The organism is Citrobacter sp. Awk 2, assembly GCF_028069815.1.
Lineage (GTDB): Bacteria > Pseudomonadota > Gammaproteobacteria > Enterobacterales > Enterobacteriaceae > Citrobacter.
On sequence record NZ_JANEWL010000026.1, the window covers coordinates 24,429 to 49,189 of the forward strand.

Annotated in this window: 20 protein-coding genes and 1 other RNA gene; 15 read left to right on the forward strand and 6 right to left on the reverse strand. The window is 50.6% G+C overall.

The window, feature by feature from the left end; genetic code table 11:
• Positions 1-251: 251 nt before the first annotated feature.
• On the reverse strand, positions 252-1,127 hold the full coding sequence (locus tag NNO02_RS09305) for a LysR family transcriptional regulator (protein WP_271449072.1): 876 nt from the start codon (positions 1,125-1,127) through the stop codon (positions 252-254).
• A gap of 122 nt (positions 1,128-1,249) precedes the next feature.
• Between NNO02_RS09305 and NNO02_RS09310 the strand changes: the two genes are divergently transcribed.
• Positions 1,250-2,101, forward strand: a complete 852-nt coding sequence (locus tag NNO02_RS09310) for a Vmh family MBL fold metallo-hydrolase (protein WP_271454637.1) — start codon at positions 1,250-1,252, stop codon at positions 2,099-2,101.
• 70 nt (positions 2,102-2,171) lie between these two features.
• Here NNO02_RS09310 and NNO02_RS09315 read toward each other — a convergent pair whose 3' ends face one another.
• The 3 genes from NNO02_RS09315 to ydiJ form a co-directional block, all read right to left on the reverse strand.
• Positions 2,172-2,360 carry a YdiH family protein gene (locus NNO02_RS09315; protein WP_005120249.1) on the reverse strand — a complete coding sequence of 63 codons (189 nt, stop codon included), beginning with the start codon at positions 2,358-2,360 and terminating at the stop codon, positions 2,172-2,174.
• A gap of 77 nt (positions 2,361-2,437) precedes the next feature.
• Complete coding sequence (gene menI / locus NNO02_RS09320; protein ID WP_137383333.1) at positions 2,438-2,848, reverse strand: 1,4-dihydroxy-2-naphthoyl-CoA hydrolase; 411 nt, start codon at positions 2,846-2,848, stop codon at positions 2,438-2,440.
• Positions 2,845-5,901: a D-2-hydroxyglutarate dehydrogenase YdiJ gene (ydiJ, locus tag NNO02_RS09325; RefSeq protein WP_271454638.1), complete on the reverse strand. Its 3,057-nt coding sequence runs from the start codon at positions 5,899-5,901 to the stop codon at positions 2,845-2,847. Before ydiJ ends, menI begins: the two co-directional genes overlap by 4 nt.
• A gap of 213 nt (positions 5,902-6,114) precedes the next feature.
• Here ydiJ and ydiK point away from each other — a divergent pair, with 213 nt between their 5' ends.
• From ydiK to NNO02_RS09370, 9 genes are all read left to right on the forward strand, one after another.
• Positions 6,115-7,224, forward strand: a complete 1,110-nt coding sequence (ydiK, locus tag NNO02_RS09330; RefSeq protein WP_271440778.1) for an AI-2E family transporter YdiK — start codon at positions 6,115-6,117, stop codon at positions 7,222-7,224.
• 188 nt (positions 7,225-7,412) lie between these two features.
• An RNA gene (gene rprA, locus NNO02_RS09335) (antisense sRNA RprA) lies at positions 7,413-7,520 on the forward strand.
• 191 nt (positions 7,521-7,711) lie between these two features.
• Positions 7,712-8,068, forward strand: coding sequence for a YdiL family protein (locus NNO02_RS09340; RefSeq protein WP_271449076.1), 357 nt, complete (start codon positions 7,712-7,714; stop codon positions 8,066-8,068).
• Positions 8,069-8,214: 146 nt separating this feature from the next.
• Positions 8,215-9,435, forward strand: a complete 1,221-nt coding sequence (locus tag NNO02_RS09345; RefSeq protein WP_271440776.1) for an MFS transporter — start codon at positions 8,215-8,217, stop codon at positions 9,433-9,435.
• A 242-nt stretch (positions 9,436-9,677) separates the two neighbouring features.
• A complete protein-coding gene (locus NNO02_RS09350) occupies positions 9,678-10,913 on the forward strand; it encodes an MFS transporter (RefSeq protein WP_202038793.1) in 1,236 nt (411 codons plus the stop codon).
• Between the two features lie 21 nt (positions 10,914-10,934).
• On the forward strand, positions 10,935-11,801 hold the full coding sequence (gene ydiB / locus NNO02_RS09355; protein WP_271440775.1) for a quinate/shikimate dehydrogenase: 867 nt from the start codon (positions 10,935-10,937) through the stop codon (positions 11,799-11,801).
• A 34-nt stretch (positions 11,802-11,835) separates the two neighbouring features.
• The gene (aroD, locus tag NNO02_RS09360) at positions 11,836-12,594 is read left to right on the forward strand and encodes a type I 3-dehydroquinate dehydratase (RefSeq protein ID WP_005120262.1); all 759 of its coding nucleotides are present in this window, start codon (positions 11,836-11,838) and stop codon (positions 12,592-12,594) included.
• A gap of 156 nt (positions 12,595-12,750) precedes the next feature.
• Complete coding sequence (locus NNO02_RS09365) at positions 12,751-14,346, forward strand: acyl CoA:acetate/3-ketoacid CoA transferase (protein WP_271454639.1); 1,596 nt, start codon at positions 12,751-12,753, stop codon at positions 14,344-14,346.
• A gap of 13 nt (positions 14,347-14,359) precedes the next feature.
• Complete coding sequence (locus tag NNO02_RS09370) at positions 14,360-15,511, forward strand: acyl-CoA dehydrogenase (protein WP_271440773.1); 1,152 nt, start codon at positions 14,360-14,362, stop codon at positions 15,509-15,511.
• Positions 15,512-15,565: 54 nt separating this feature from the next.
• On the opposite strand, the gene NNO02_RS09375 is transcribed toward NNO02_RS09370, so the two are convergent.
• Entirely contained in the window at positions 15,566-16,456 is an 891-nt protein-coding gene (locus tag NNO02_RS09375) for an AraC family transcriptional regulator (RefSeq protein ID WP_271440772.1), read from the reverse strand.
• 509 nt (positions 16,457-16,965) lie between these two features.
• On the opposite strand from NNO02_RS09375, the gene NNO02_RS09380 reads away from it, so the two are divergent.
• From NNO02_RS09380 to fadK, 5 genes are all read left to right on the forward strand, one after another.
• Positions 16,966-17,730 carry an electron transfer flavoprotein gene (locus NNO02_RS09380; protein WP_271449078.1) on the forward strand — a complete coding sequence of 255 codons (765 nt, stop codon included), beginning with the start codon at positions 16,966-16,968 and terminating at the stop codon, positions 17,728-17,730.
• A gap of 21 nt (positions 17,731-17,751) precedes the next feature.
• A complete protein-coding gene (locus NNO02_RS09385) occupies positions 17,752-18,687 on the forward strand; it encodes an electron transfer flavoprotein subunit alpha (RefSeq protein ID WP_271454640.1) in 936 nt (311 codons plus the stop codon).
• 57 nt (positions 18,688-18,744) lie between these two features.
• Entirely contained in the window at positions 18,745-20,034 is a 1,290-nt protein-coding gene (locus tag NNO02_RS09390; protein WP_271454641.1) for an FAD-dependent oxidoreductase, read from the forward strand.
• Positions 20,031-20,324 (forward strand): ferredoxin family protein, encoded by a 294-nt coding sequence (locus NNO02_RS09395; protein WP_271440768.1) that lies wholly within the window; start codon positions 20,031-20,033, stop codon positions 20,322-20,324. The genes NNO02_RS09390 and NNO02_RS09395 overlap by 4 nt, the downstream gene beginning before the upstream one ends.
• A gap of 81 nt (positions 20,325-20,405) precedes the next feature.
• Positions 20,406-22,052: a medium-chain fatty-acid--CoA ligase gene (gene fadK, locus NNO02_RS09400; protein WP_271454642.1), complete on the forward strand. Its 1,647-nt coding sequence runs from the start codon at positions 20,406-20,408 to the stop codon at positions 22,050-22,052.
• 67 nt (positions 22,053-22,119) lie between these two features.
• Here the strand turns inward: fadK and ppsA are convergent, their stop codons facing one another.
• Positions 22,120-24,498: a phosphoenolpyruvate synthase gene (gene ppsA / locus NNO02_RS09405; RefSeq protein ID WP_271454643.1), complete on the reverse strand. Its 2,379-nt coding sequence runs from the start codon at positions 24,496-24,498 to the stop codon at positions 22,120-22,122.
• Positions 24,499-24,761 lie beyond the last annotated feature (263 nt).

Here is a 24,761-nt window from a genome sequence, read left to right on the forward strand (position 1 = left end):
AATGTCTATTTAAGGGATAGGTGGGGATGACTACGGGGGAACAATGCGATTCAAAACGCATGTGGGCCATAAAAAACCCTTAAGTCTGCATGCTGGCAGACTTAAGGGTTCCGGCCCCATCCGGCGCTTATCTCCGGCACTCACAATGGCTTAGCTCTTGAAGGGGCGATCAGAATAATCTCATACACTGATAAATTTTTTTTAACACAAATTGCGCTTTGACTATTTTATAAACACGCTCAATCACATAGTTAGCGCTGTGTCTCATTCAGTTCGTCCAGCAACAGCCGCAACCCCGCAGGCTGGTGATCGCGGGAAAGATATAAACCATAAATCGGCAGGCGTTTAGGCTGTAGTTGGGGGAGAAGTCGTATTAATCTCCCCTGCGCCAGCCCTTCTCTCGCCTCCTGCTCAGGAACCAACGCAATCCCCATCCCCGCCAGGGCGGATTCACATAGCAGTGACGAGATACCGGCGCTTAAATTCCCTTTAATGGCCACCGTGACGGCTTGCCCTTGCGCATCCAGAAAGTGCCATGACTTTCCGGCAAATCCACTGTAATAAAGGCAATTATGCTGCGCAAGATCGTCGACGGTTTTTGGGATGCCATGCTGGTTAAGGTAATCCACGGAGGCACATAACACCGATTCACAATCCCCTAAGCGCCGGGCAATCGTTCCGGGCTCGGGATTTTCCGTGATGCGGATCGCCACATCAATACGTTCCCCAACCAGGCTTACCGGTTGATTGTTGATCTCAACTTCAATGCGGAGTTCAGGATAGCGAGCAAGAAACGCGGGCAGCACCGGCGCCAGAATATGTATGGCAGTAAAATGTGCACACGCTACCCGTAGCGTGCCCGATGGGGTTTGCGCGAGCCCGGCGGCACCGATATCTCGCGAAAGCTGTGCCAGGGTGCGGGTTTTCACCAACGCTTCTTCGCCGGCAGGTGTGATTGTCAACCGTCGTGACGAACGATGGATAAGCCGCGCCCCGGTCCACTTTTCCATCTCATCCAGATAGCGACTGACCATCGGTCGGGAAAGCCCCAGCGCACGCGCGGCGGCACTCAAACTGCCTAAATCACAGATGTGGTTAAAAACGGTTGCCGCCATGACTCTGTCCATTGCATCCCATCCGATCGTTTTATGAAACTCAGCATGTCCTGATAAGGGAATTCTAACAGATCCGAATTTCCTTAAAATACAGGAACGATCAAAAGACAATGTCCTGCACAAGGTTCCCCGTTATGAAAATCAATACACTGGCTATGCTGTTACCCCTGTTTGCCTCTTCGGCATTTGCCGCTCCGCTACAGTTGGATGTCTATAATCCGCAGGAAAAGGCTATTTTCCCGGTCTCTTCTACGCTGGTGTCCGGCCCGAAAGAAGCCATTTTGTTTGATGCCCAATTCAGCACCAAAGACGGTGAAAAACTGGTACAAATGATTCGCTCCAGCGGTAAGACGCTGAAAGCCATTGTGATCACGTCTGGCGATCCGGATTTCTATTTTGGCCTTGAGCCACTCGTCAAAGCCTTCCCAGGTGTCAACGTGCTGGCTACGCCGCACGTGGTGGATCATATCCGTGCCACCAAAGAAGCCAAATTACAGTTCTGGGGCCCACAGATGAAAGACGGTGCCCCCACTTCGCTCACTGTACCGCAGGCCATCACGCAAACACGCTTTACGGTTGATGGCGAAACGCTGGAGTTACGCCATCCTAATGACTATGCGGCATATGTCTGGATCCCTGCGAACCGCGCCATCATTGGCGGAACCGGTATCGCTTCAGGTATTCACGTCTGGACAGCGGATACGCAGTCATCGGCTGAGCGCATGGCATGGCGTAACGTGCTGAGCGAAATGCAGCAATTACATCCAGCCCTGGTGGTTCCAGGTCATTATATTGGCGAACGCCCGGCGGGTGATAACGCAATTCGCTTCATCCAGGATTACCTTCAGTCGTTTGAACAGGCGCTGGGCGCGAAAAAAGGTTCAGCCTACGTGATAAAAACAATGACCACAGCATGGCCTGGCCTTGCAGACGAAAGCTCTCTGGAACTGAGTGCGAAAGTGAATACCGATGAGATGAAGTGGTAAACAAGGTTTAAGGCAAAAAATAACCCCGAACACATGTGTCGGGGTTTTTATTACGACAGGCATACCGGAATCAATGAACGCCCAGGCGCCAGGCAAAATAGATTTCTTCTTTCAGTTCAGTCGAAGAGAGCGTTAATAAATCGGCAAACTCCAGCTCTAATTGTTTCAGTCTTTTCAGGTACTGAGCCGGTGAAAGATCGGTTTTATCACGACGTAAAAATTCTATTGCCAGTTGGGCCGGGTCTAATTGGGTAGACATATCATCCTCGCTTGTGTTCAGAACCTGCACAGTATAACACCATTACCTGCGCAGATAATGACCAAACTCAACATGCATCACAAAATAGCAGTCGTCAGTCGCGAGGTGCAGCATAACCGGCCCTGCTCATCGAAGATTTCGATTTGCCACACCTGATGACGTGAACCGGTATGCACAGGGCTGCACACCCCTCTGACAAGCCCTTCACGTGCAGAACGAACGTGGTTGGCGTTAATCTCAAGGCCCACCACTTTCTGATCGCCCTGCGTACACAGATATCCAGCCACCGAGCCAATGCTTTCAGCCAGCACGACAGACGCCCCGCCGTGCAACAAACCAAAGGGTTGTTTGGTGCGATGGTCCACGGGCATTGTGGCTTCCAGAGTATTGTCGCCGATATGCACAAAACGAATATCGAGCAGCCCTACCATATTTCCTTCACCCATGGCGTTGAGCGCCTCGAGTGTGACTTCACGTTTCCAGATCATCCTATAATCTCCAGTAATGCCTGTAATGGGTGGCGAACGCCCGTGCCCTCTACGCGTTTAACCTGGCTGCGACATGAATACCCGGCTGCCAGACAACGGTTACGCGGCAATCGTTGCATTGCCTGGTGCCATGATAACTCATAGATCCCTAAAGAGTTCTGGTGATTCTTCACTTCATGGCCATACGTACCCGCCATCCCGCAGCACCCCACGCTGACATTTTCCAGTTTGGCCCCAAACCGGGCAAAAATCGCGGCCCACTGCGCAGGTGCTCCCGGCAGAGCGGTCACTTCGGTACAGTGTCCGAAGAAGTACCACGGTTCACCACCAACAGCGACCGACGGTTGTGACGCCAGTACAGCCGATAACCACTCATTGACCAGTAAGACATGGAAATCACCGCGCTGCTCGCCGAGCGCCAGCTTGTATTCATCGCGATAACATAGCACCAGCGCCGGATCGACACCGACCATCGGGATATTCAGCTTTGCCACCCGGTTGAGGAATTCAGCGGTCTTTTTCGCCGTTTTCGCAAACCGGTTTAAAAAGCCCTTTATATGCTGCGCTTTACCGTTAGGCGAGAATGGCAACAGCACCGGCTGTAAACCCAATTTTTCTACCAGTCGGATGAAATCAGCCACTACCTGTGCATCGTAATAGCTGGTGAAAGGGTCCTGCACCACCAGCACCGTACGGGCTTTTTGTTCCTGGCTGAGAGCCTCAAGCTGTTCCAGCGTCATATTGGCCGAACGATGCCCGACCAACTGTCGTTGTAATGATGGCGCAGACAACAGCGGCAAATCCACCATGCCGATGTGTTTTTTAGCCAGATTACGTACCAGCGGTTGATTGATGAAAAAGTTGAACGTTTTAGGTGCGCGCGCCATTAGCGGTGCATAACTCTCAACGGTGGCGACCATGTGATCGCGGAGCGGGCGCAGATAGCGCGTGTGATACAGCTGCAGGAAGCGCGAGCGGAATTCCGGAACGTCAATTTTTATCGGGCACTGCGTCGAACACGCTTTACATGCCAGACACCCGGACATCGCCTCTTTCACTTCATGCGAGAAATCATACTCGCCCTTACGTGCATGCCAGCTGTTGCGGGTACGGGCGATTAGCGTACGTAAACTGGCACGTTTTTCTGGCAACTCTTTTTCCAGTTTCACGGGGTCGATCCCACGATCGGCCAACAGGCGTAACCATTCCCGTACTAGCGTTGCCCGCCCTTTTGGCGAGTGAATGCGATTGAGGCTAATTTTCATCGACGGACACATCGGGCTTTTCGCATCGAAGTTAAAGCATAACCCGTTGCCGTTACACTCCATTGCTCCACGCCACTCCTGTCGAACGGCCAGCGGGATTTGACGATCGTAAGTCCCACGTTTAACCGCATCCACTTTCATCATTGGCGCATCGATGACTTCCGGAGGGCAAATTTTCCCCGGATTGAGCCGGTTTTGCGGATCAAACGCCGACTTCACTTTGCGCAGTTCGCGATACAGTTCCTCGCCAAAGAACGCCGGGCTGTACTCAGCACGGAAACCTTTCCCGTGTTCGCCCCACAGCAGGCCACCGTATTTTGCCGTCAGTGCCACCACATCATCAGAGATGCGTTTCATCAGCACTTCTTGTTGCGGATCGCACATATCCAGCGCGGGTCTGACGTGCAGTACCCCGGCATCCACGTGACCAAACATGCCATAGCTCAGGCCATGACTATCAAGTAGCGCACGGAACTCGGCAATATAGTCGGCCAGGTGTTCCGGCGGTACGCAGGTATCTTCGGCAAACGGAATCGGCTTCGCAGAGCCTTTGGCATTACCCAGCAGACCAACGGCCTTTTTCCGCATGGCGTAGATGCGCTCCACGCCGGCCAGTTCGGTACACAGTTGCCAGCCAATCACACCGGCTTCCTGCCGGGCAATTAGCCCGTCCAGGCGTTCACACAGCGCACTGACCTGCGAATCAATTAATGCTTCATCGTCACCCGCAAACTCGACGATATTCAGCCCGAGCATCTCTTTATCCGGGACATCGGTAATCAATTCGCTGACGGAGTGCCAGACAATATCTTCCCGCGCCAGATTAAGCACTTTGGAATCGACGGTTTCGACCGACAGCGCACGCGCCTCTACCATCACCGGCGCATTACGCAATGCAGAGTCAAACGAATCGTATTTGACGTTGACCAATCGCCGAACTTTAGGCAGCGGCGTGATATCAAGGCGGGCTTCGGTGATAAATGCCAGCGTACCTTCAGACCCCGTAAGGATGCGGGTTAAATCAAACTCGGTCATCTCATCATTGAAGACGTGCCGCAGATCGTAACCGGTCAGGAAGCGATTAAGCTTGGGGAATTTATCAATGATCAGCTGTCGGTTATCGCGGCACCGTTCATACACCGTTTTATAGATACGCCCAATCGCCGTATTGTTTTTACCGAGCATTTCGGCAAACTCAACCGGCATCGGCTGGGTATCGAGAATATCCCCGCCCATCAATACCGCGCGGATACCCAGCACGTGATCGGAGGTTTTACCGTAGACCAACGAACCTTGCCCGGAAGCGTCGGTGTTGATCATTCCCCCCAACGTCGCCCGGTTACTGGTGGACAATTCAGGCGCAAAGAAATAGCCGTAGGGTTTCAGATATTGGTTAAGCTGATCTTTTATCACCCCCGCCTCTACCCGCACCCAACCTTCCTGCACATTGATTTCGATGATGCGGCTCATGTAACGGGACATATCAACAATAATGCCCTGATTAAGCGCCTGACCGTTGGTGCCTGTGCCGCCACCGCGAGGGGTAAAAATCAACGACGAAAAGAGCGGCTCTGACGCCAGGCGAGCGATAAGTGCCACATCAGCCGTCGAACGAGGAAACACCACGGCATCAGGCAGAAGCTGATAGATACTGTTATCCGTCGACATTGTCAGACGATCGGCATAGCTCGTTGCCGTATCGCCCGTGAACCCTTGCTGCTCCAGCGCCTGCAAAAAATTGAGCACCAGTTGAACGACACCTGGCGCCTGAGAAATTTGTGGAATCATTATAGTGACCCTTTCCTGCGGTCTGTGTTGTGAATTTAATCGTTTGCGTGTTGCTTTGTTTGTTGTATCACATTTTTTTCTAATACGCTCAGCAGATTTACAGGCAGAATCCGCCTGTTCAAAACCGCTGAAATTGCTCATCATTATAGAGTGTGATTAACGTGTTCACGTCGCGTCAACGTTCTGACGCAAAGACAAAGGTGAAAAGTATTTATGGTAAATTTCCGTCAGCCCAGGGATATTGCACAAGTGCTGCTATCGGTGCTGTTTTTAGCCATCATGATTGTGGCCTGTCTCTGGATTGTGCAACCCTTTATCCTCGGTTTTGCCTGGGCAGGTACGGTGGTCATTGCGACCTGGCCCATCCTGATACGTATACAAAAATTGCTGTGGGGACGCCGTTCGCTTGCCGTGCTGGTGATGACCCTGTTGTTAGTTCTGTTATTCATTATTCCTATCGCTCTGTTGGTCAACAGCATCGTTGATGGCAGTGGTCCTCTGATTCATGCCGTTACCGCCGGTGATATGACGCTGCCGGATCTGGCGTGGTTAAACAGTATTCCTCTGGTGGGTGCCAAACTCTATGGCGCATGGCACAGCCTGTTGGATATGGGCGGTTCGGCTATCATGGCTAAGGTTCGTCCCTATATCGGTACCACAACCACCTGGTTTGTTGGCCAGGCCGCGCATATTGGCCGCTTTATGATGCACTGTGGCTTGATGTTGCTATTCAGCGCCCTGCTGTACTGGCGCGGTGAGCAGGTGGCGCTAGGTATTCGCCACTTCGCCTGCCGTCTTGCATCGAAACGCGGTGACGCTGCAATTCTGTTGGCAGCACAGGCCATTCGTGCGGTTGCATTAGGCGTGGTCGTCACGGCGCTGGTGCAGGCCGTCCTCGGTGGCATTGGTCTGGCGGTAACGGGGGTACCTTACGCTACACTACTGGCGGTGTTGATGATCCTCTCCTGTCTGGTGCAACTGGGGCCTTTACCGGTGCTGGTTCCAGCTATTATCTGGCTTTACTGGACAGGTGACTCTACCTGGGGCACGGTGCTACTTGTGTGGAGCGGTGTGGTCGGAACACTGGATAACGTTATTCGTCCCATGCTGATTCGTATGGGTGCTGATTTGCCATTGATCCTCATTCTTTCCGGGGTGATCGGTGGGTTGATTGCATTCGGTATGATTGGTCTGTTTATCGGCCCAGTGGTGCTGGCTGTTTCATGGCGCCTGTTCTCCGCATGGGTCAACGAAGCCCCTGCACCGGGCACCGACCCGGACCAAATCCTCGAAGAAATCGCTGAAATCGAAAGCAATAAGTAGTACAGCATCAGGCGGCAACATTGCCGCCTGATTGTTTAATATTGCTTATAATCGCATCACAGCTCCCCGAACCGAATCCAACGCCAGCCCTGTGTGAATACTCATTTATGTCGCAAATTCTTTACAGTTTTTAAACTATTGAGATGAATCTGATCGACGTGAAAAAGCAGCATGCCTACTATTACCCCAAGGCTTTAGATCAACACATTGATTTATAAGCATGGAAATCCCCTGAGTGAAATAACGAATTGCTGTGTGTAGTCTTTGCCCATCTCCCACGATGGGCTTTTTTTTATCCTGAACTCTCCCCCTAACGACCTACATCGCATCAGCTAGCCCATTGCTTTATTTCACTCTCACACCAAATGCACCGACTTCACAGATTAATAACAAATAATATTGCACAAGATACTGTGACTCTCTTCAAGCCGAAATATCCACATTAATGTTATTACTATTCCACTGTCTTTTATGAAGTGATTAAATAATGAACGCATTAGAATTGCAGGCTATCCGCCATATTTTTGCTATGACGGTGGAAGAAAGCGCCGCGTATATCGCGCGGGATGGCGACATTGTCGCCTGGCAACAATGGGAAAGCGGTGAAAAAGAAATCCCGGAAAACATCGCGCGCATTTGTACAGAAATGAAAGCAAAGAGAAAGTTAAGAATTAACGCGATCATCGAAAAAATAAATAATCGTATCGGTAATAACACGATGCGTTTTTTCCCCGATCTGGTTTCTTTTCAGGCAGTTTATAGCCACGACAATTTTCTCGACTGGAAAATCTATCAATCGGCTGCTGTGGAACTCTATGCACACAACCTTGAGCGTTTGTGTTAAGCGGTTATAACGTCACCACTACGTTGCAACACGGGCACCCGACAATATGCCCTCGCTCACGCGCAGTCTGCATACTATTTGGGCTAACACGCCCTACGCGACACAGAACACAACATCCATTTAGCCTCTTCGCTGAGTAACACATTATGAAAAACACCTATTTCTCCACTGCGATAGGGCTGTACCTTAATTACCTGGTACACGGTATGGGGGTCATTCTAATGTCCCTCAATATGTCCTCACTTGAACAACAGTGGCAAACTAATGCAGCGGGGGTCTCGATTGTCATCTCCTCCCTTGGTATCGGTCGGTTAAGCGTTCTATTAGTTGCAGGCATGCTCTCCGATCGCTATGGCCGCAGACCGTTTATCATTTTTGGCATGATCTGCTACCTAATCTTCTTTTTTGGCATCATCAATACTCATAGCATTGTGATTGCCTACGCCTTTGGTTTTTTAGCGGGAATGGCAAACAGTTTTCTTGATGCCGGAACCTACCCCAGCCTGATGGAAGCCTTCCCCCGCTCGCCCAGCACCGCCAATATTCTGATTAAAGCCTTTGTGTCCAGCGGCCAGTTTCTGTTGCCGATGGTTATCAGCCTGCTGGTGTGGGCTGAACTCTGGTTTGGCTGGTCCTTCTTGCTGGCGGCGGGAATTATGGCAGTCAACGGCATATTTTTGTTTCGTTGCCGCTTTCCTGCACATCCTGGACCGAAGCATTCCATCACGCCATCATCCGTTTTACAGGAACCGATCCAACCAGAGCACCGTTGTTCCCTTCTCGATCTGGGGAGTTACACGTTGTATGGCTATATCTCGATGGCCACATTTTATCTGGTTAGCCAGTGGCTGGCACAGTATGGTCAGTTTGTCGCCGGTATGCCGTATACGTTATCTATCAAGCTGTTAAGTATTTACACCTGTGGTTCGCTGTTGTGCGTATTCATTACTGCTCCCCTGGCGAGAAAAGCGGGTCGTGCAACATCTCTGTTAATGCTGTACACCTTTATCTCCTTTGTCGCGCTGCTGGCGGTTTGCCTGCATCCAACAACCTGGGTCGTGATTACATTCGCCTTTGTCATCGGATTCTCTTCAGCCGGTGGTGTCGTACAAATCGGTCTAACGCTAATGGCTGCTCGCTTTCCGCATGCGAAAGGTAAAGCTACCGGTATTTACTACAGCGCGGGCAGTATCGCGACCTTCACGATCCCACTGATTACCGCCAGGCTCTCCGAAACCAGCATTGCGCACATCATGTGGTTTGATGCAGGCATTGCTGCACTCGGCTTCCTGCTGGCACTGTTTATTGGTTATCGCAGCCGACTTGCAGCAAAGCGTCAGTTAAACATGGCTCCGCTCGCGCAATAGCGCGGATGCAATATTGTTCCCCTCTTCTGCAAAATAATTGGACGTATTTTTAAAATAACGGCAAAACGTCGGTCTGACGAATTAGATTTCACAGTTTGATATGCAATATACCTGGTAACTTAAACGCCATGCTATGTAGGTACAATAACTACTGCCTGGTATATTAATTACAAGGTCGCCGAAATTTAAACTACACCGACGAGCACAGAATAATTTTAAAATCCGCAAGGAGTTGTGAAAAAATGTCTCAGAAAAAGACCTTTAACACGCCATTTCTTCTGGCGATAACCTGTATTTATTTAAGTTATTTTTTACACGGTATTAGCGTCATCACACTGGCGCAAAACATGACCTCCCTGGCTGAAAAGTTTTCAACCGATAATGCAGGAATTGCCTATCTAATTTCCGGTATTGGTCTTGGTCGACTGGTCAGTATTTTATTCTTTGGCGTTCTATCAGATAAGTTCGGTCGCCGGGCTATCATTCTGTTAGGCGTTATTCTATATATGCTGTTCTTCTTCGGTATTCCCGCCAGCCCCAATCTGATGATTGCCTTTATTCTGGCTGTATGCGTTGGCGTAGCAAATTCAGCGCTGGATACCGGTGGTTATCCTGCGTTAATGGAATGTTTCCCTAAAGCATCCGGCTCGGCGGTTATTCTGGTTAAAGCCATGGTGTCGTTTGGCCAGATGATTTACCCCATCATCGTCAGTACCATGCTGCTCAACCATGTCTGGTACGGCTATGCGGTCATCATCCCGGGTGTCCTGTTCGTGGTCATCACCCTGATGCTGTTAAAAAGTCGCTTTCCCAGCCAGATGGTGGACGCGGGTCTCGCCAAAGATCTGCCACAGATGAACAGTAAACCCCTGGTCTGGTTGGAAGGTGTCGCTTCCGTGCTGTTTGGGGTTGCCGCATTCTCAACCTTTTATGTCATCGTGGTTTGGATGCCGAAATATGCCATGGCATTTGCTGGCATGGCAGAAACTGACGCCTTAAAAACCATCTCTTACTACAGCATGGGATCGCTGGTCTGCGTATTCATCTTTGCTGCCCTCCTGAAGAAAATGGTTCGCCCCATTTGGGCTAACGTTTTTAACGCCGGTTTGGCAAGCATTACCGCTGCGGTCATTTATTTGTATCCCTCTCCGCTGGTTTGTAACGCAGGATCGTTTCTGATTGGCTTCTCTGCTGCTGGCGGTATTTTACAGCTCGGTGTCTCGGTGATGTCGGAGTTTTTCCCGAAGAGCAAAGCCAAAGTCACCAGTGTTTATATGATGATGGGTGGTGTAGCCAACTTTATTATCCCACTGATCACCGGATACCTTTCTAACATCGGCCTGCAATACATCATCTTGCTGGACCTTGCATTTGCTCTGCTGGCATTCATCACCGCCATCATCGTCTTTATTCGCTATTACCGCGTATTTGATATCCCCAAAAACGATGTGCGGTTGGGCGAACGTTATTTTCAATAAATTGTTTAGAAGGAGTATCAAATGGACGTAACTGCAAAATATGAACTGATTGGTCTGATGGCCTACCCTATCAGACACAGTCTGTCCCCTGAAATGCAAAATAAAGCATTAGAAAAAGCAGGGCTGCCTTTTACCTACATGGCATTTGAAGTCGATAACTCAACATTTGCTAATGCCATTGCCGGTTTAAAAGCGTTAAAAATGCGTGGTACCGGGGTTTCCATGCCCAATAAACAGCTGGCCTGTGAATATGTTGATGAATTGACGCCTGCCGCCAAACTGGTTGGCGCAATCAACACCATCGTTAATGATGATGGCTACCTGCGTGGTTACAACACCGACGGCACCGGCCATATTCGCGCGATTAAAGAAAGCGGCTTCGATATTAAGGGTAAAACCATGGTACTGTTGGGCGCGGGCGGCGCGTCTACAGCCATTGGCGCTCAGGCAGCTATTGAAGGCATTAAAGAAATTAAGATCTTTAACCGTAAAGATGAGTTCTTTGAAAAGGCGCAGGCATTCGCCAAACGTGTTAATGAAAACACCGACTGCGTTGTCACCGTTATCGACCTTGCCGATCGCCAGGCTTTTGCCGAGGCTCTCGCCAGCGCGGATATTTTGACCAACGGCACGAAAGTCGGCATGAAACCGCTGGATAACGAATCTATTGTGACCGACGTTTCCCTGCTTCGCCCGGAACTGCTGGTGACCGAATGTGTGTATAACCCACATATGACCAAGTTGTTGCAACAGGCACAACATGCCGGTTGCAAAACGATTGATGGTTACGGCATGTTGTTGTGGCAAGGGGCTGAGCAGTTCAAGCTCTGGACCGGGAAAGACTTCCCGCTGGAGTATGTCAAACAGGTTATGGGTTTTACAGCCTGATGGGCAGTATTTGTGAATAGTTAAAGGGTAATCAATGAAAACCGTAACCGTAAGAAACCTCGTGATTGGCGAGGGTGCGCCGAAGATCATTGTCTCACTGATGGGTAAAGACATCTCAACGGTAAAAAGCGAAGCACTGGCCTATCGCGAAGCGGATTTCGACATTCTGGAATGGCGTGTTGACCATTTCGCCGATGTCGCTTCCATTGACGCAGTACTGGAAGCCGCACGTGCGATCCGTGATGTGATGGCTGATAAACCGTTGCTGTTCACCTTCCGTAGTGCACAGGAAGGTGGTGAACAGGCACTGTCCGTCGAAAACTATATTGCATTAAATCGTGCAGCAGTGGACAGCGGTCTGGTGGATATGATCGACCTGGAGCTTTTCACCGGTGATGACCTGGTTAAAGCCACCGTCGAGCATGCACACGCGAAAAATGTCTTCGTTATTATGTCGAACCATGATTTTCACAAGACACCTGCAGCCGATGATATTGTCCAGCGACTGCGTAAAATGCAGGAACTTGGTGCAGATATTCCCAAAATCGCGTTGATGCCGCAAAGCAAAACGGATGTGCTGACATTGCTTAGCGCAACGCTGGAGATGCAGGAACGCTACGCCGACCGCCCTATTATTACCATGTCAATGGCGAAAACCGGTGTGATCTCACGACTGTCCGGTGAAGTCTTCGGTTCAGCGGCGACGTTTGGTGCGGTGAAAAAAGCCTCGGCCCCAGGACAAATCTCCGTAACCGATCTACGTACCGTTCTGACAATATTACACCAGGCTTAATAGCCGAATATTTTTAAATTGCAATAAATAACGCCCTGCCCCAGATATTCGTTTTGCCACGAATATCTGGCAGACGATTAAATATTTTCAAATAACGCAAAACACTATTATCGAATATAGCGATAGGTATTCGCACGAATATAACCTGGAGTTTATATGAAACTTTCAAGACCAACACGTTTAGATGGTCGGGTACCGGTACTATCTGCAGCTGACGCAATTAATTATATTCCGGATGAAGCCACACTCTGCGTATTAGGCGCTGGCGGTGGGATACTTGAGGCCACAACATTAATTAATGCACTGGCTGAGAAATATAAAAATAGCCAATCCCCACGTAATTTGTCGCTAATTAGCCCGACAGGACTGGGCGACCGCGCAGACCGGGGGATTAGTCCACTGGCTCAGGAAGGTTTAGTTAAATGGGCGTTGTGCGGCCATTGGGGGCAATCCCCACGTATATCCGACCTCGCGGAACAAAATAAAATTGCAGCCTACAACTATCCGCAAGGCGTATTAACTCAAACCCTGCGTGCCTCTGCGGCCCATCAGCCAGGTATTTTGAGTGATATCGGCATTGGTACGTTTGTCGATCCTCGCCAACAAGGTGGCAAACTCAATGAAGTGACCACCGAAGATCTGATCAAACTGGTAGAAATTGATAACAAAGAGTATCTCTACTACAAAGCCATTGCACCGAATATCGCCTTTATTCGTGCCACCACCTGTGACAGCGAAGGCTACGCCACCTTTGAAGACGAAGTGATGTATCTCGATGCGCTGGTCATCGCGCAGGCCGTGCATAACAACGGCGGCATCGTCATGATGCAGGTACAAAAAATGGTGAAGAAAGCCACACTGCACCCTAAAGCAGTGCGGATCCCTGGCTATCTGGTGGATATCGTCGTTATCGATCCTGAACAGACTCAGCTGTATGGCGGAGCGCCGGTTAACCGCTTTATTTCCGGCGATTTCATCCTTGATGACAGCCTGCAAACTGCCCTGCCGCTTAACCAACGTAAACTGGTAGCCAGACGTGCGCTGTTCGAAATGCGGAAAGGTGCAGTGGGTAACGTTGGCGTAGGAATTGCCGATGGTATTGGTCTCGTCGCGCGTGAAGAAGGCTGTGCCGATGACTTCATACTGACGGTTGAAACCGGGCCAATCGGCGGTATTACCTCGCAGGGCATCGCTTTTGGGGCCAACGTCAATACCCGCGCTATTCTGGATATGACCTCCCAGTTTGACTTCTACCATGGTGGCGGCCTGGATGTGTGCTATTTAAGCTTTGCCGAAGTCGATCAGCACGGCAACGTCGGTGTGCATAAATTTAATGGCAAGATCATGGGCACTGGCGGTTTTATTGATATCAGCGCCACCTCGAAGAAAATTATTTTCTGCGGCACCCTGACTGCCGGCAGTCTGAAAACAGATGTTGCCGACGGCAAATTGAATATCGTGCAGGAAGGTCGGGTGAAGAAATTCGTTAGCGAATTACCTGAAATCACCTTCAGTGGAAAAATTGCCCTCGAACGTGGACTGGATGTGCGTTACATCACCGAGCGCGCCGTATTTACGTTAAAAGAAGACGGTCTCCATTTAGTAGAAATTGCCCCAGGCGTTTCTTTACAAGAAGACATTTTGGACAAAATGGATTTCGCTCCCGTTATTTCTCCAGACCTGAAACTGATGGACGAAAGATTATTTATCGATGCCACGATGGGTTTTGTTTTGCCCGACGCTGCCAATTAAAAGGAGTACCCAGATGGACTTTTCATTAACTGAAGAACAAGAGCTGCTGCTTGCCAGCATTCGGGAACTGATCACCAGTAATTTCCCGGAAGAATATTTCCGCACCTGTGATCAAACTTCCACCTACCCTAAAGAATTTATGCGCGCGCTTGCGGATAACGGCATTTCGATGCTGGGCGTGCCGGAAGAGTTCGGTGGCATTCCGGCAGATTACGTCACGCAAATGCTGGCACTGATGGAAGTCTCAAAATGTGGTGCGCCTGCCTTTCTGATCACTAACGGTCAGTGTATCCACAGTATGCGCCGTTTTGGCTCCGCGGAGCAGTTACGTAAAACAGCTGAAAGCACTATGGAGACAGGCGATCCAGCCTATGCGCTGGCGTTAACCGAACCGGGCGCTGGCTCAGATAACAACAGTGCCACCACCAGCTACATCCGCAAAAACGGCAAGGTGTACCTTAACGGGCAAAAAACCTTTATTACCGGTGCCAAAGAGTACCCGTATATGCTGGTCCTGGCTCGCGATCCCGAGCCGAAAGATCCGAAGAAAGCCTTTACCCTGTGGTGGGTGGATTCGAAGAAACCCGGCATCAAAGTTAATCCGCTGCATAAAATCGGCTGGCACATGTTAAGTACCTGCGAAGTCTATCTTGATGACGTTGAAGTTGACGAAAGTGATATGGTCGGCGAAGAAGGTATGGGCTTCCTCAACGTGATGTACAACTTCGAAATGGAGCGATTGATCAACGCAGCACGCAGCACCGGCTTTGCCGAATGCGCTTTCGAGGATGCCGCACGTTACGCCAACCAGCGTATCGCCTTTGGTAAACCGATTGGCCACAACCAGATGATCCAGGAAAAACTGGCGCTGATGGCGGTTAAAATCGAAAACATGCGCAATATGGTATTGAAAGTCGCCTGGCAGGCCGATCAGGAACAATCACTGCGTACCAGTGCGGCGCTGGCAAAACTGTACTGCGCCCGCACAGCGATGGAAGTTATCGACGACGCGATTCAGATAATGGGTGGTCTGGGTTATACCGATGAAGCCCGTGTATCCCGGTTCTGGCGCGATGTGCGCTGCGAACGCATTGGCGGTGGCACCGATGAAATCATGATCTACGTCGCCGGACGTCAGATCCTGAAAGATTATCAAAACAAGTAAGCCGTTCTGTCATCCGGATAGCGGATAAACGCTATCCGGACTTACGCCAGAAAATCAGACTTCCGGCTGCAGGCATTCCTGCTCGGTCAGATTATTTTTAAACTGCTTACGATAATCGCTGGGAGTACAGCCTACGTGTCGCTGAAAGAGTTTGGCAAAGTGATCAACATTTTCATACCCTACCCGCCACGAGATTTCCGCTAATGACGCTTCCGTATTCGTCAGCGAAAATTTTGCTTCCGTCATCCGCCGTTGAATAACATAATTAATCGGCGAAATACGATATTCTTTAGTGAATTCGTGACAGATATAACTCACACTGGCTCGAAATTTTTTAGACAACTGGTCAAGTGTGATTTTTTCGCGAAAGTTGTTATTCAAATACACCAGAACATCTTTAATTAACACGTCTTTTTTAATATACCCCTGCTCCGAACGATAAGCATTTTTAAAGTTTTCGTAATACAAGACGGTTAATGCATAGGCAAAGGCATCATAAGCTGAGGATGACAGATTATTTTTACACTGCGGTATCATAATACTCAGTTCATTAAAAATACTCTTAATAACCTCTTTTCCCTGGCCGACGCTGATGACCGGACACGAATGCAACTGCAACAACTGGTTATCCTGCCAACCATTGAAACGAAAACCGTACAGTGCGCAGGTGTAGGTAGTGGCAGGCGCGCTGCTATCCGAGGCGACGGCATGCAACCTCCCTTGTTCTATCACCACAATATCCCCGGCATGAGCGACGTACAGTGAAGAATCAATGATTAAGCGCGCGACACCTTTTTTGACATAGATAAGCTCTGTCTCATTGTCATGAACATGGTGACCAGACTCCCAGTTAGGATCATCACTGATGACAAATCGCGAAAATCTGGGGGTCTTCCCCTGCTCAAAAAGGGTTTCCATGGCATTATCAAAACATCGTTGATACATGACAGCCTCCACCTTTAGATGGTAAATATGCGGAAAATTAATAGTGTTAAATGATAACGATTAACCACGTTATACAACGATATTCTATCCAAGCGAAACAAAATTATTTGCGTCGTCTGCAAGATGACACTTCTTGCTCAAGAATGCTCTTAGCTTGCGTTATTTACGTTTTATACTAATTGAAAAGAATAAATGTTATTAATTCAACATTAACGATTTACATACCAGAAACAAACGCCGCCAGATATCGATTAAAAATATGATGCATTTCTCAATTACCCTCCCGACTCGGGTTTCCGTGGTGTAATTTTCTGTACACAATATTTACCCCTCGCTTAGAAACTGAGCATTCCCATTGCACATTTTTCTGCAAGATTGTTGGGAATGAAAACAGATTGCCCCGTCGAAAACAGGCCCCGCTCTGCCGCACACTATTTTCAGTCAAATTTTCCCTACTGCCGATAATGACGCGCACCGTCATCATCCGAACGTGACTCACTGGAGATGCCATGAAAATAATAACCTGCTTTAAGTTGGTGCCTGAAGAACAGGACATTGTTGTTACCCCAGAGCGCTCGCTTAACTTTGATCGGGCCGATGCCAAAATCAGTCAATTTGATCTGAATGCGATTGAAGCCGCCACACAACTTACCGCTGAAGGCGATGAGATTGTCGCCTTAACGGTGGGCGGCTCCTTGTTGCAAAATTCTAAAGTACGTAAAGACGTGCTATCCCGCGGTCCGGATAGCCTGTTTATGGTGCAGGATCCACAGCTGGAACATGCGCTGCCGCGCGATACTGCCCAGGCACTGGCTTGTGCGGCTAAAAACATTGAATTCGATCTGATGCTGTTCGGTGAAGGGTCCGGCGATGTCTACGCACAACAGGTCGGTTTACTGGTAGGCGAGCTCCTGCAGCTTCCTGTGATTAACGCGGTAAGCAGGATCCAACGTAATGGCGACCGCATACTGGTTGAGCGCACCCTTGAAGATGAAGTCGAAGTCATTGACCTGCCGCTCCCAGCAGTAATTTGCGTTACCTCAGATATTAATACACCGCGGATTCCGTCAATGAAAGCCATTCTTGGGGCCGGCAAAAAACCCGTCACCCCCTGGCAGGCCAGCGATATCGGCTGGACGCCAACGTCACCACTAGCGGAATTAGTCAGCCTCAGTGTTCCACCGCAGACAGAACGCAAGCACATCATTTTGGAAAATGACTCAGCAGAAGCCATTGCCGAACTGGCCGAACATCTGAAAAAAGCCCTGAACTAAGCCCAACGGAGAACAATCATCATGAGTAAATTAGCCAACGTATGGGTGTTTAGCGATAACGTAGAACGCTATGCGGAATTAATGACCGGTGCCCGCCAGTGGGGCGAGCAGGTACACCTTATTGTGCAGGGTAACGAACAGGCCGATCAGGTTAAAGCGCTGGGTGCCGATGACATCATCGTGCTCGAACACGCTTGTGGGCTGCAACGTGTTGAAAACTACGCCGAGACTGTCTCAGCCTTACTGCAAACACACACCGGTCTATTGCTGATGCCTGCGTCTAAACGCGCAAAATCACTGGGCGCGCGGTTAAGCATTCAACTGAATGCGGCGATGGTAAACGACGCCACATCGGTCACTCTCGATGCAGGTGTGCTGTTTGCAGAACACCGTATGTATGGCGGTCTGGCCTTCGGTAAAGAGAAACTGAATAGCGCGCTGGCGATTATCACACTTGCCCCTGGCATGTTTGAACCCGTAGAAGCCAATCCTGCGCATACCTGCCCTGTCGTCTCTGCACCTTATATCACGCCGCTTCATGAGATTGTTTGCCAGGAACGTCGAGCCAAATCCCTCAGCAGCGTGGATCTCAGCAAAGCCAAACGCGTGGTTGGCGTCGGTCGTGGCCTGGTTGCCGAGAGCGATCTGCAGATGGTACGCAATCTTGCCACCGTTCTGGGTGCCGAAGTGGGTTGCTCGCGCCCTATTGCCGAAGGCGAAAACTGGATGGAGCGCGAGCGCTATATTGGCGTTTCCGGCGTGCTGTTGAAATCAGATTTGTACCTGACACTGGGCATCTCAGGGCAAATTCAACATATGGTCGGCGGGAACGGCGCGAAGATCATAGTCGCCATCAATAAAGATAAAAAAGCCCCGATCTTCAACTACGCCGATTACGGTCTGGTTGGTGACATTTACAAAGTCGTCCCGGCCCTTATCGAACAGCTCAGTCGCTAACTGCCACATTTAACGCACATATCCCGCTGCATTCGCGGCGGGAAAGGAGCAAAGAACATGTCAGATGAAAAATTTGATGCCATTGTGGTCGGTGCTGGCGTGGCGGGTGCGGTAGCGGGTTACGTGATGGCCCAGGCCGGGCTGGACGTGCTGGTTATTGAGCGCGGAAACAGTGCTGGCAGCAAAAATATGACCGGAGGACGGCTCTACACACATAGCCTTGAGCATATTATGCCCGGCTTCGCAGAGGAAGCCCCTGTCGAACGGAAAGTGACTCGCGAAAAAATCTCTTTCCTTACCGAAGAAAGTGCTGTCACCCTCGATTTCCATCGTGAAAAAGACAACAGCCCAGCGCAGGACTCCTATACCGTATTGCGCAACAGACTCGATCCCTGGTTGATGGAAAAAGCCGAACAGGCCGGGGCTCAGTTTATTCCAGGCGTTCGTGTCGATTCCCTGATCCGAGAAGGTAACAAAGTCACTGGCGTGCAGGCGGGTGACGATATCCTGGAAGCCAATATCGTTATCCTTGCTGATGGCGTCAATTCTATGCTGGGCCGTTCACTGGGAATGGTACCGCCCTCTTCGGCGCATCATTATGCCGTTGGCGTAAAAGAACTGATCGGCCTGCCACCAGCAGTCATTGCAGATCGTTTTAATCTATCAGGAAATGAAGGAGCCGCCTGGTTGTTTGCCGGTTCGCCATCTAATGGACTGATGGGCGGAGGTTTCCTGTACACCAACAAAGACTCCATCTCTCTGGGGCTGGTATGTGGTCTGGGCGATATCGAGCATGCGACAAAAAGCATTCCGCAAATGCTGGAAGATTTTAAACAACACCCAACTATTCGCCCACTGATCGCCGGCGGTGAGCTGCTGGAGTATTCCGCGCACATGGTGCCGGAAGGTGGCCTGGCGATGGTACCGAAGCTGGTTGATGACGGCGTGATGATCGTCGGCGACGCCGCCGGTTTTTGTCTGAACCTGGGCTACACCGTGCGTGGCATGGATTTGGCAATCGCTTCTGCAGAGGCTGCAGCCAAAACCGCCATTGCCGCGAAAGAACGTCAGGATTTCTCCGCCAGCAGCCTGATGGACTACAAACGCGCCCTTGAACAGGGTTGTGTAATGCGTGATTTACAACATTTCCGTAAGATCCCCGCGCTAATGGAAAACCCCCGTTTGTTTACCCAATACCCGCGCATGGTGGCCGATATCATGAGCGATATGTTCACCGTTGATGGCAGCCCGAACCAGCCAATTCGCAAGACCATTTTGTCCCACGCGAAGCAGATTGGGCTGATGAACCTACTGAAAGACGGCATCAAGGGAGCAACCGCGCTATGAGTCAGGACAACACCGTAAATGTTGACGTCAAACTGGGCGTTAACAAATTCAATGTCGATGAAGGGCATCCGCACATCATCCTTGCCGAACATCCTGACATGAAAGAATTTCGCAAGCTGCTGAAAGCCTGTCCTGCTGGACTGTATAAGCAGGACGAAAGTGGAAATATTCATTTTGATTCCGCCGGCTGCCTGGAATGTGGTACCTGCCGGGTTCTGTGCGGTTCCACTATCCTCGAACAATGGGAATACCCGGTTGGGACATTTGGTGTGGATTTCCGTTACGGCTAACACGTATCGCCTGTTGTACGCCGGGTACAGCACGTCTGTTATCCGGCAGGACGTGTACCGAAATTATCCAGGGAATAACTCATGAGTGTCACATTAACGTTTAATGCCGAACGTCGGGAAGCTTATCGACAACAAGGATTTTGGGGGGATGCATCGCTGGGTGATTACTGGAGCCAAACCGCCCAGGCGATGCCGGACAAAATCGCTGTGGTCGATAATCACGGCGATTCATACACCTACGCCGCGCTCGACAGTGCCGCCAGCCGCCTGGCGACCTGGCTGTTAGCCTGCGGAATCCAGCCTGGTGACCGCATCGCCTTTCAATTGCCCGGCTGGTGTGAATTTACCCTTATCTATCTGGCCTGTCTGAAAACCGGGGCGGTTTCCGTACCACTACTTCCTGCCTGGCGCGAAGCCGAGCTGGTATGGGTTCTGAACAAATGCAAGGCAAAGATTTTTTTCGCTCCTACGCTGTTTAAACAAACCCGGCCGGTGGATCTGATCCTACCCTTGCAAAACCAGTTGCCGCATCTGCAACAGATTGTTGCCGTCGATAAGCTGGCACCCGCGACAGACTCACTGGCACTCAGCCAGCTTCTTTTATCACCCCCCTTAACTCAGCCAGTCAACGTGCATGCCGATGAGCTGGCTGCGGTGCTGTTTACCTCCGGAACAGAGGGGATGCCCAAAGGGGTAATGCTGACCCACAATAACATCCTGGCCAGTGAACGCGCCTATTGTGCCCGTCTTAATCTCACCTGGCTGGATGTATTTTTAATGCCTGCGCCACTCGGCCATGCTACCGGTTTTTTACATGGCGTGACCGCGCCGTTTTTAATTGGCGCACGCAGCGTACTGCTGGATATTTTTACTCCCACTGCCTGCCTCGAATTGCTCGAACAACAGCGCTGTACCTGCGTACTCGGCGCTACACCGTTCGTCTATGACATGCTGTGTAGTGTGGAAAAACATCCCTACGATCTCTCGTCGTTACGCTTTTTCTTATGCGGCGGCACCACTATTCCGAAAAAAATAGCCCGCGATTGTCAGCAGCTCGGCATTAAACTGTTAAGCGTCTATGGCTCAACAGAAAGCTCGCCGCACGCGGTGGTCAATCTGGATGATTCACTTTCCCGCATGATGAACACCGACGGATATGCCGCTGCCGGCGTGGAAATTAAAGTCGTCGATGAGGCACGTAACACGTTGCCTGCGGGTATGGAAGGAGAAGAGGCATCCCGCGGACCCAATGTCTTTATGGGCTACCTTGATGAACCTGAACTGACCGCCCGAGCATTGGATAATGACGGCTGGTATTACAGCGGCGATTTGTGCCGAATGGACGATGCCGGATACATCAAAATCACCGGGCGTAAGAAAGATATTATTGTGCGCGGTGGAGAAAATATCAGTAGCCGCGAGGTCGAGGATATTCTGTTGCAGCATCCGCGTATTCATGATGCCTGCGTTGTGGCAATGCCTGACGATCGTTTAGGCGAAAGATCGTGTGCGTATGTGGTGCTAAAACCTCCTCACCATTCGCTGTCGCTGGAGTCTGTCGTGGCCTTTTTTAGCCGTAAACGGGTAGCTAAATACAAGTACCCGGAGCACATCGTGGTTGTCGAGAGGTTACCGCGCACGGCGTCTGGCAAGATCCAAAAATTTCAGCTACGTAAGGATATTATTCAACGCTTAAGCGTGGAGAACATGGAGAGCGTTGAAGGATAAAGCGCCGGATGGCAATGCTAACGCGTCTTACCCGGCCTACGTTGAATAGGCCGGGTAAGGCATGATATTACTTGTTCAGTTCAGCCAGACTCAGCCAGGTCTGCACAACGGTGTCCGGGTTGAGCGACAGGCTGTCGATCCCTTCTTCCATCAACCAGGCCGCGAAGTCTTCGTGGTCAGATGGGCCCTGGCCACAAATACCAACGTATTTGCCTTGTTTCTTAGCAGCACGAATCGCCATCGACAACAGTGCTTTCACCGCATCGTTGCGCTCATCAAACAGTTCAGAAACCACGCCAGAGTCGCGATCCAGCCCCAGCGCCAGCTGTGTCATGTCGTTAGACCCGATAGAGAAGCCGTCGAAGTATTCGAGGAACTGTTCAGCCAGCAAGGCGTTGGATGGGATCTCACACATCATGATGATCTTCAGTCCATTCTCGCCGCGCTTCAGCCCCTGACGTGCCAGCTCTTCCACGACCGCCTTCGCCTGAGCAACGGTACGAACAAACGGTACCATTACTTCCACGTTAGTCAGCCCCATGTCGTTACGGACACGTTTTACGGCATCACATTCCAGCGCAAAACAGTCACGGAAGCTATCCGCAACATAACGCCCCGCACCACGGAAGCCCAACATCGGGTTCTCTTCATGCGGTTCATAACGCTCACCGCCGACCAGGTTGGCATATTCGTTGGATTTAAAGTCCGACATGCGCACGATGACGCGTTTCGGATAAAACGCCGCGCCCAGCGTCGCGATCCCTTCAGTCAGGCGACCCACGTAGAACTCACGTGGTGAATCAAACCCTTTCATCATCGCGCGGATTTCGTTTTGCAGTTCCGGCGTTTGATCATCGAATTCCAGCAATGCACGTGGGTGCACGCCAATCATACGGTTGATAATAAATTCGAGACGCGCCAGGCCGACACCCTCGTTTGGCAGACAAGCGAAGTCAAAAGCGCGGTCCGGGTTACCGACGTTCATCATCACTTTCAACGGCAGATCCGGCATGGTTTCCACGCTGGAGCTCTTCACGCTGAAGTCCAGCATGTCGGCATACACGTAGCCGGTGTCGCCTTCCGCACAGGAGACAGTGACTTTCTCGCCGTCTTTCATGCGTTCGGTCGCATCGCCACAGCCAACAACCGCCGGAATTCCCAGTTCACGGGCAATAATCGCCGCATGACAGGTACGTCCGCCGCGGTTGGTGACGATCGCCGCCGCTTTTTTCATGATCGGTTCCCAGTCCGGGTCGGTCATGTCGGTAACCAGCACATCGCCTGGCTCGATACGGTTCATTTCGCTGATGTCATGAATGACTTTTACCGGACCAGCACCGATGCGGTGACCGATGGCGCGACCTTCAGCAATAATTTTACCCTGAGCATGCAGCGTATAACGTTCCATCACCTGGCCGCGAGAACGTACGGTTTCCGGGCGAGCCTGTACAATGAACAGCTTACCGGTATGACCGTCTTTAGCCCATTCGATGTCCATCGGACGACCGTAGTGCTTCTCGATTTGCACCGCCTGCTTCGCCAGCTCCTGCACTTCCTCGTTGGTCAGTGAGAAAATATCGCGTTGCGCCTGCGGAACGTCTTCAATGGTAACCTGCTTGCCATGCTCCTGAGTCGGCGCATAAATCATGCGGATTTTCTTAGAGCCCATAGTACGACGCACGATGGACGGACGGTTGGCCGCCAGTGTCGGTTTGTGCACGTAGAATTCATCCGGGTTCACAGCACCCTGCACCACCATTTCACCCAGTCCCCACGCGGAGGTGATAAACACCACCTGATCGAAGCCGGATTCGGTATCAATGGAGAACATGACGCCGGAAGACGCCAGGTCAGAACGCACCATACGCTGAACGCCCGCAGACAGCGCTACGCCGCGGTGATCATAGCCCTGATGAACACGGTAGGAGATTGCGCGGTCGTTAAACAGAGAGGCAAACACGTGTTTGACAGCGACCAGTACCGCATCAAAGCCCTGGACGTTAAGGAACGTTTCCTGCTGGCCGGCGAATGACGCATCTGGCATATCTTCTGCGGTAGCGGAGGAACGCACAGCAAAAGAAGCATTGGCATCGTCCGCTGACAGCTGCGCGTAGGCATCGCGGACGGCATTTTCCAGTTCAGGCTGGAAAGGAGTGTCGATAATCCACTGGCGGATCTGTGCACCCGCTTTTGCAAGCTCGGTAACATCGTCGATATCCGTTTTATCCAGCAGCTCATAAATGCGCTGGTTTACGCCGCTTTGGTCCAGAAACTGGTTAAACGCATCGGCGGTCGTTGCAAAACCATTCGGTACGGAAACGCCCATACCTGAAAGGTTAGTAATCATTTCACCCAGGGAGGCATTTTTGCCCCCAACTCTGTCTACATCATTCATGCCGAGTTGGTTATACCAAAGCACCAGCGGTGACGAGCCATTGTTGGACATCGAACAATCCTTATATATGAACGAGGTTAGGAAACTCAATTTTGCGTAATTATCTTGGCATATTTACCTCAGCGAAAAAAACGGTGAATCGTTCAAGCAACTTTATTTTTTATTTTTTCAGATTCTTTCCGCATTTGCGCAAACCCGCGAACGGCACGGGATCACCACAAAATCAGTCGGTATAAACATTTGTTCCGAAAAATGAAATGTACTTTTCATTAAATATAAAAATAGCGTTTCATTTTATAAAATAGATACAGCAA

Coding starts and splice junctions, on each gene's coding strand:
- NNO02_RS09380 (WP_271449078.1), top strand. CDS start 16,966: ATGAAAATAATAACCTGCTTTAAGTTGGTGCCTGAAGAACAGGACATT.
- NNO02_RS09365 (WP_271454639.1), top strand. CDS start 12,751: ATGAAACTTTCAAGACCAACACGTTTAGATGGTCGGGTACCGGTACTA.
- NNO02_RS09305 (WP_271449072.1), bottom strand. CDS start 1,127: ATGGACAGAGTCATGGCGGCAACCGTTTTTAACCACATCTGTGATTTA.
- NNO02_RS09390 (WP_271454641.1), top strand. CDS start 18,745: ATGTCAGATGAAAAATTTGATGCCATTGTGGTCGGTGCTGGCGTGGCG.
- NNO02_RS09345 (WP_271440776.1), top strand. CDS start 8,215: ATGAAAAACACCTATTTCTCCACTGCGATAGGGCTGTACCTTAATTAC.
- ydiJ (WP_271454638.1), bottom strand. CDS start 5,901: ATGATTCCACAAATTTCTCAGGCGCCAGGTGTCGTTCAACTGGTGCTC.
- NNO02_RS09385 (WP_271454640.1), top strand. CDS start 17,752: ATGAGTAAATTAGCCAACGTATGGGTGTTTAGCGATAACGTAGAACGC.
- fadK (WP_271454642.1), top strand. CDS start 20,406: ATGAGTGTCACATTAACGTTTAATGCCGAACGTCGGGAAGCTTATCGA.
- NNO02_RS09350 (WP_202038793.1), top strand. CDS start 9,678: ATGTCTCAGAAAAAGACCTTTAACACGCCATTTCTTCTGGCGATAACC.
- NNO02_RS09375 (WP_271440772.1), bottom strand. CDS start 16,456: ATGTATCAACGATGTTTTGATAATGCCATGGAAACCCTTTTTGAGCAG.
- NNO02_RS09310 (WP_271454637.1), top strand. CDS start 1,250: ATGAAAATCAATACACTGGCTATGCTGTTACCCCTGTTTGCCTCTTCG.
- ppsA (WP_271454643.1), bottom strand. CDS start 24,498: ATGTCCAACAATGGCTCGTCACCGCTGGTGCTTTGGTATAACCAACTC.
- NNO02_RS09395 (WP_271440768.1), top strand. CDS start 20,031: ATGAGTCAGGACAACACCGTAAATGTTGACGTCAAACTGGGCGTTAAC.
- ydiK (WP_271440778.1), top strand. CDS start 6,115: ATGGTAAATTTCCGTCAGCCCAGGGATATTGCACAAGTGCTGCTATCG.
- menI (WP_137383333.1), bottom strand. CDS start 2,848: ATGATCTGGAAACGTGAAGTCACACTCGAGGCGCTCAACGCCATGGGT.
- ydiB (WP_271440775.1), top strand. CDS start 10,935: ATGGACGTAACTGCAAAATATGAACTGATTGGTCTGATGGCCTACCCT.
- NNO02_RS09340 (WP_271449076.1), top strand. CDS start 7,712: ATGAACGCATTAGAATTGCAGGCTATCCGCCATATTTTTGCTATGACG.
- aroD (WP_005120262.1), top strand. CDS start 11,836: ATGAAAACCGTAACCGTAAGAAACCTCGTGATTGGCGAGGGTGCGCCG.
- NNO02_RS09315 (WP_005120249.1), bottom strand. CDS start 2,360: ATGTCTACCCAATTAGACCCGGCCCAACTGGCAATAGAATTTTTACGT.
- NNO02_RS09370 (WP_271440773.1), top strand. CDS start 14,360: ATGGACTTTTCATTAACTGAAGAACAAGAGCTGCTGCTTGCCAGCATT.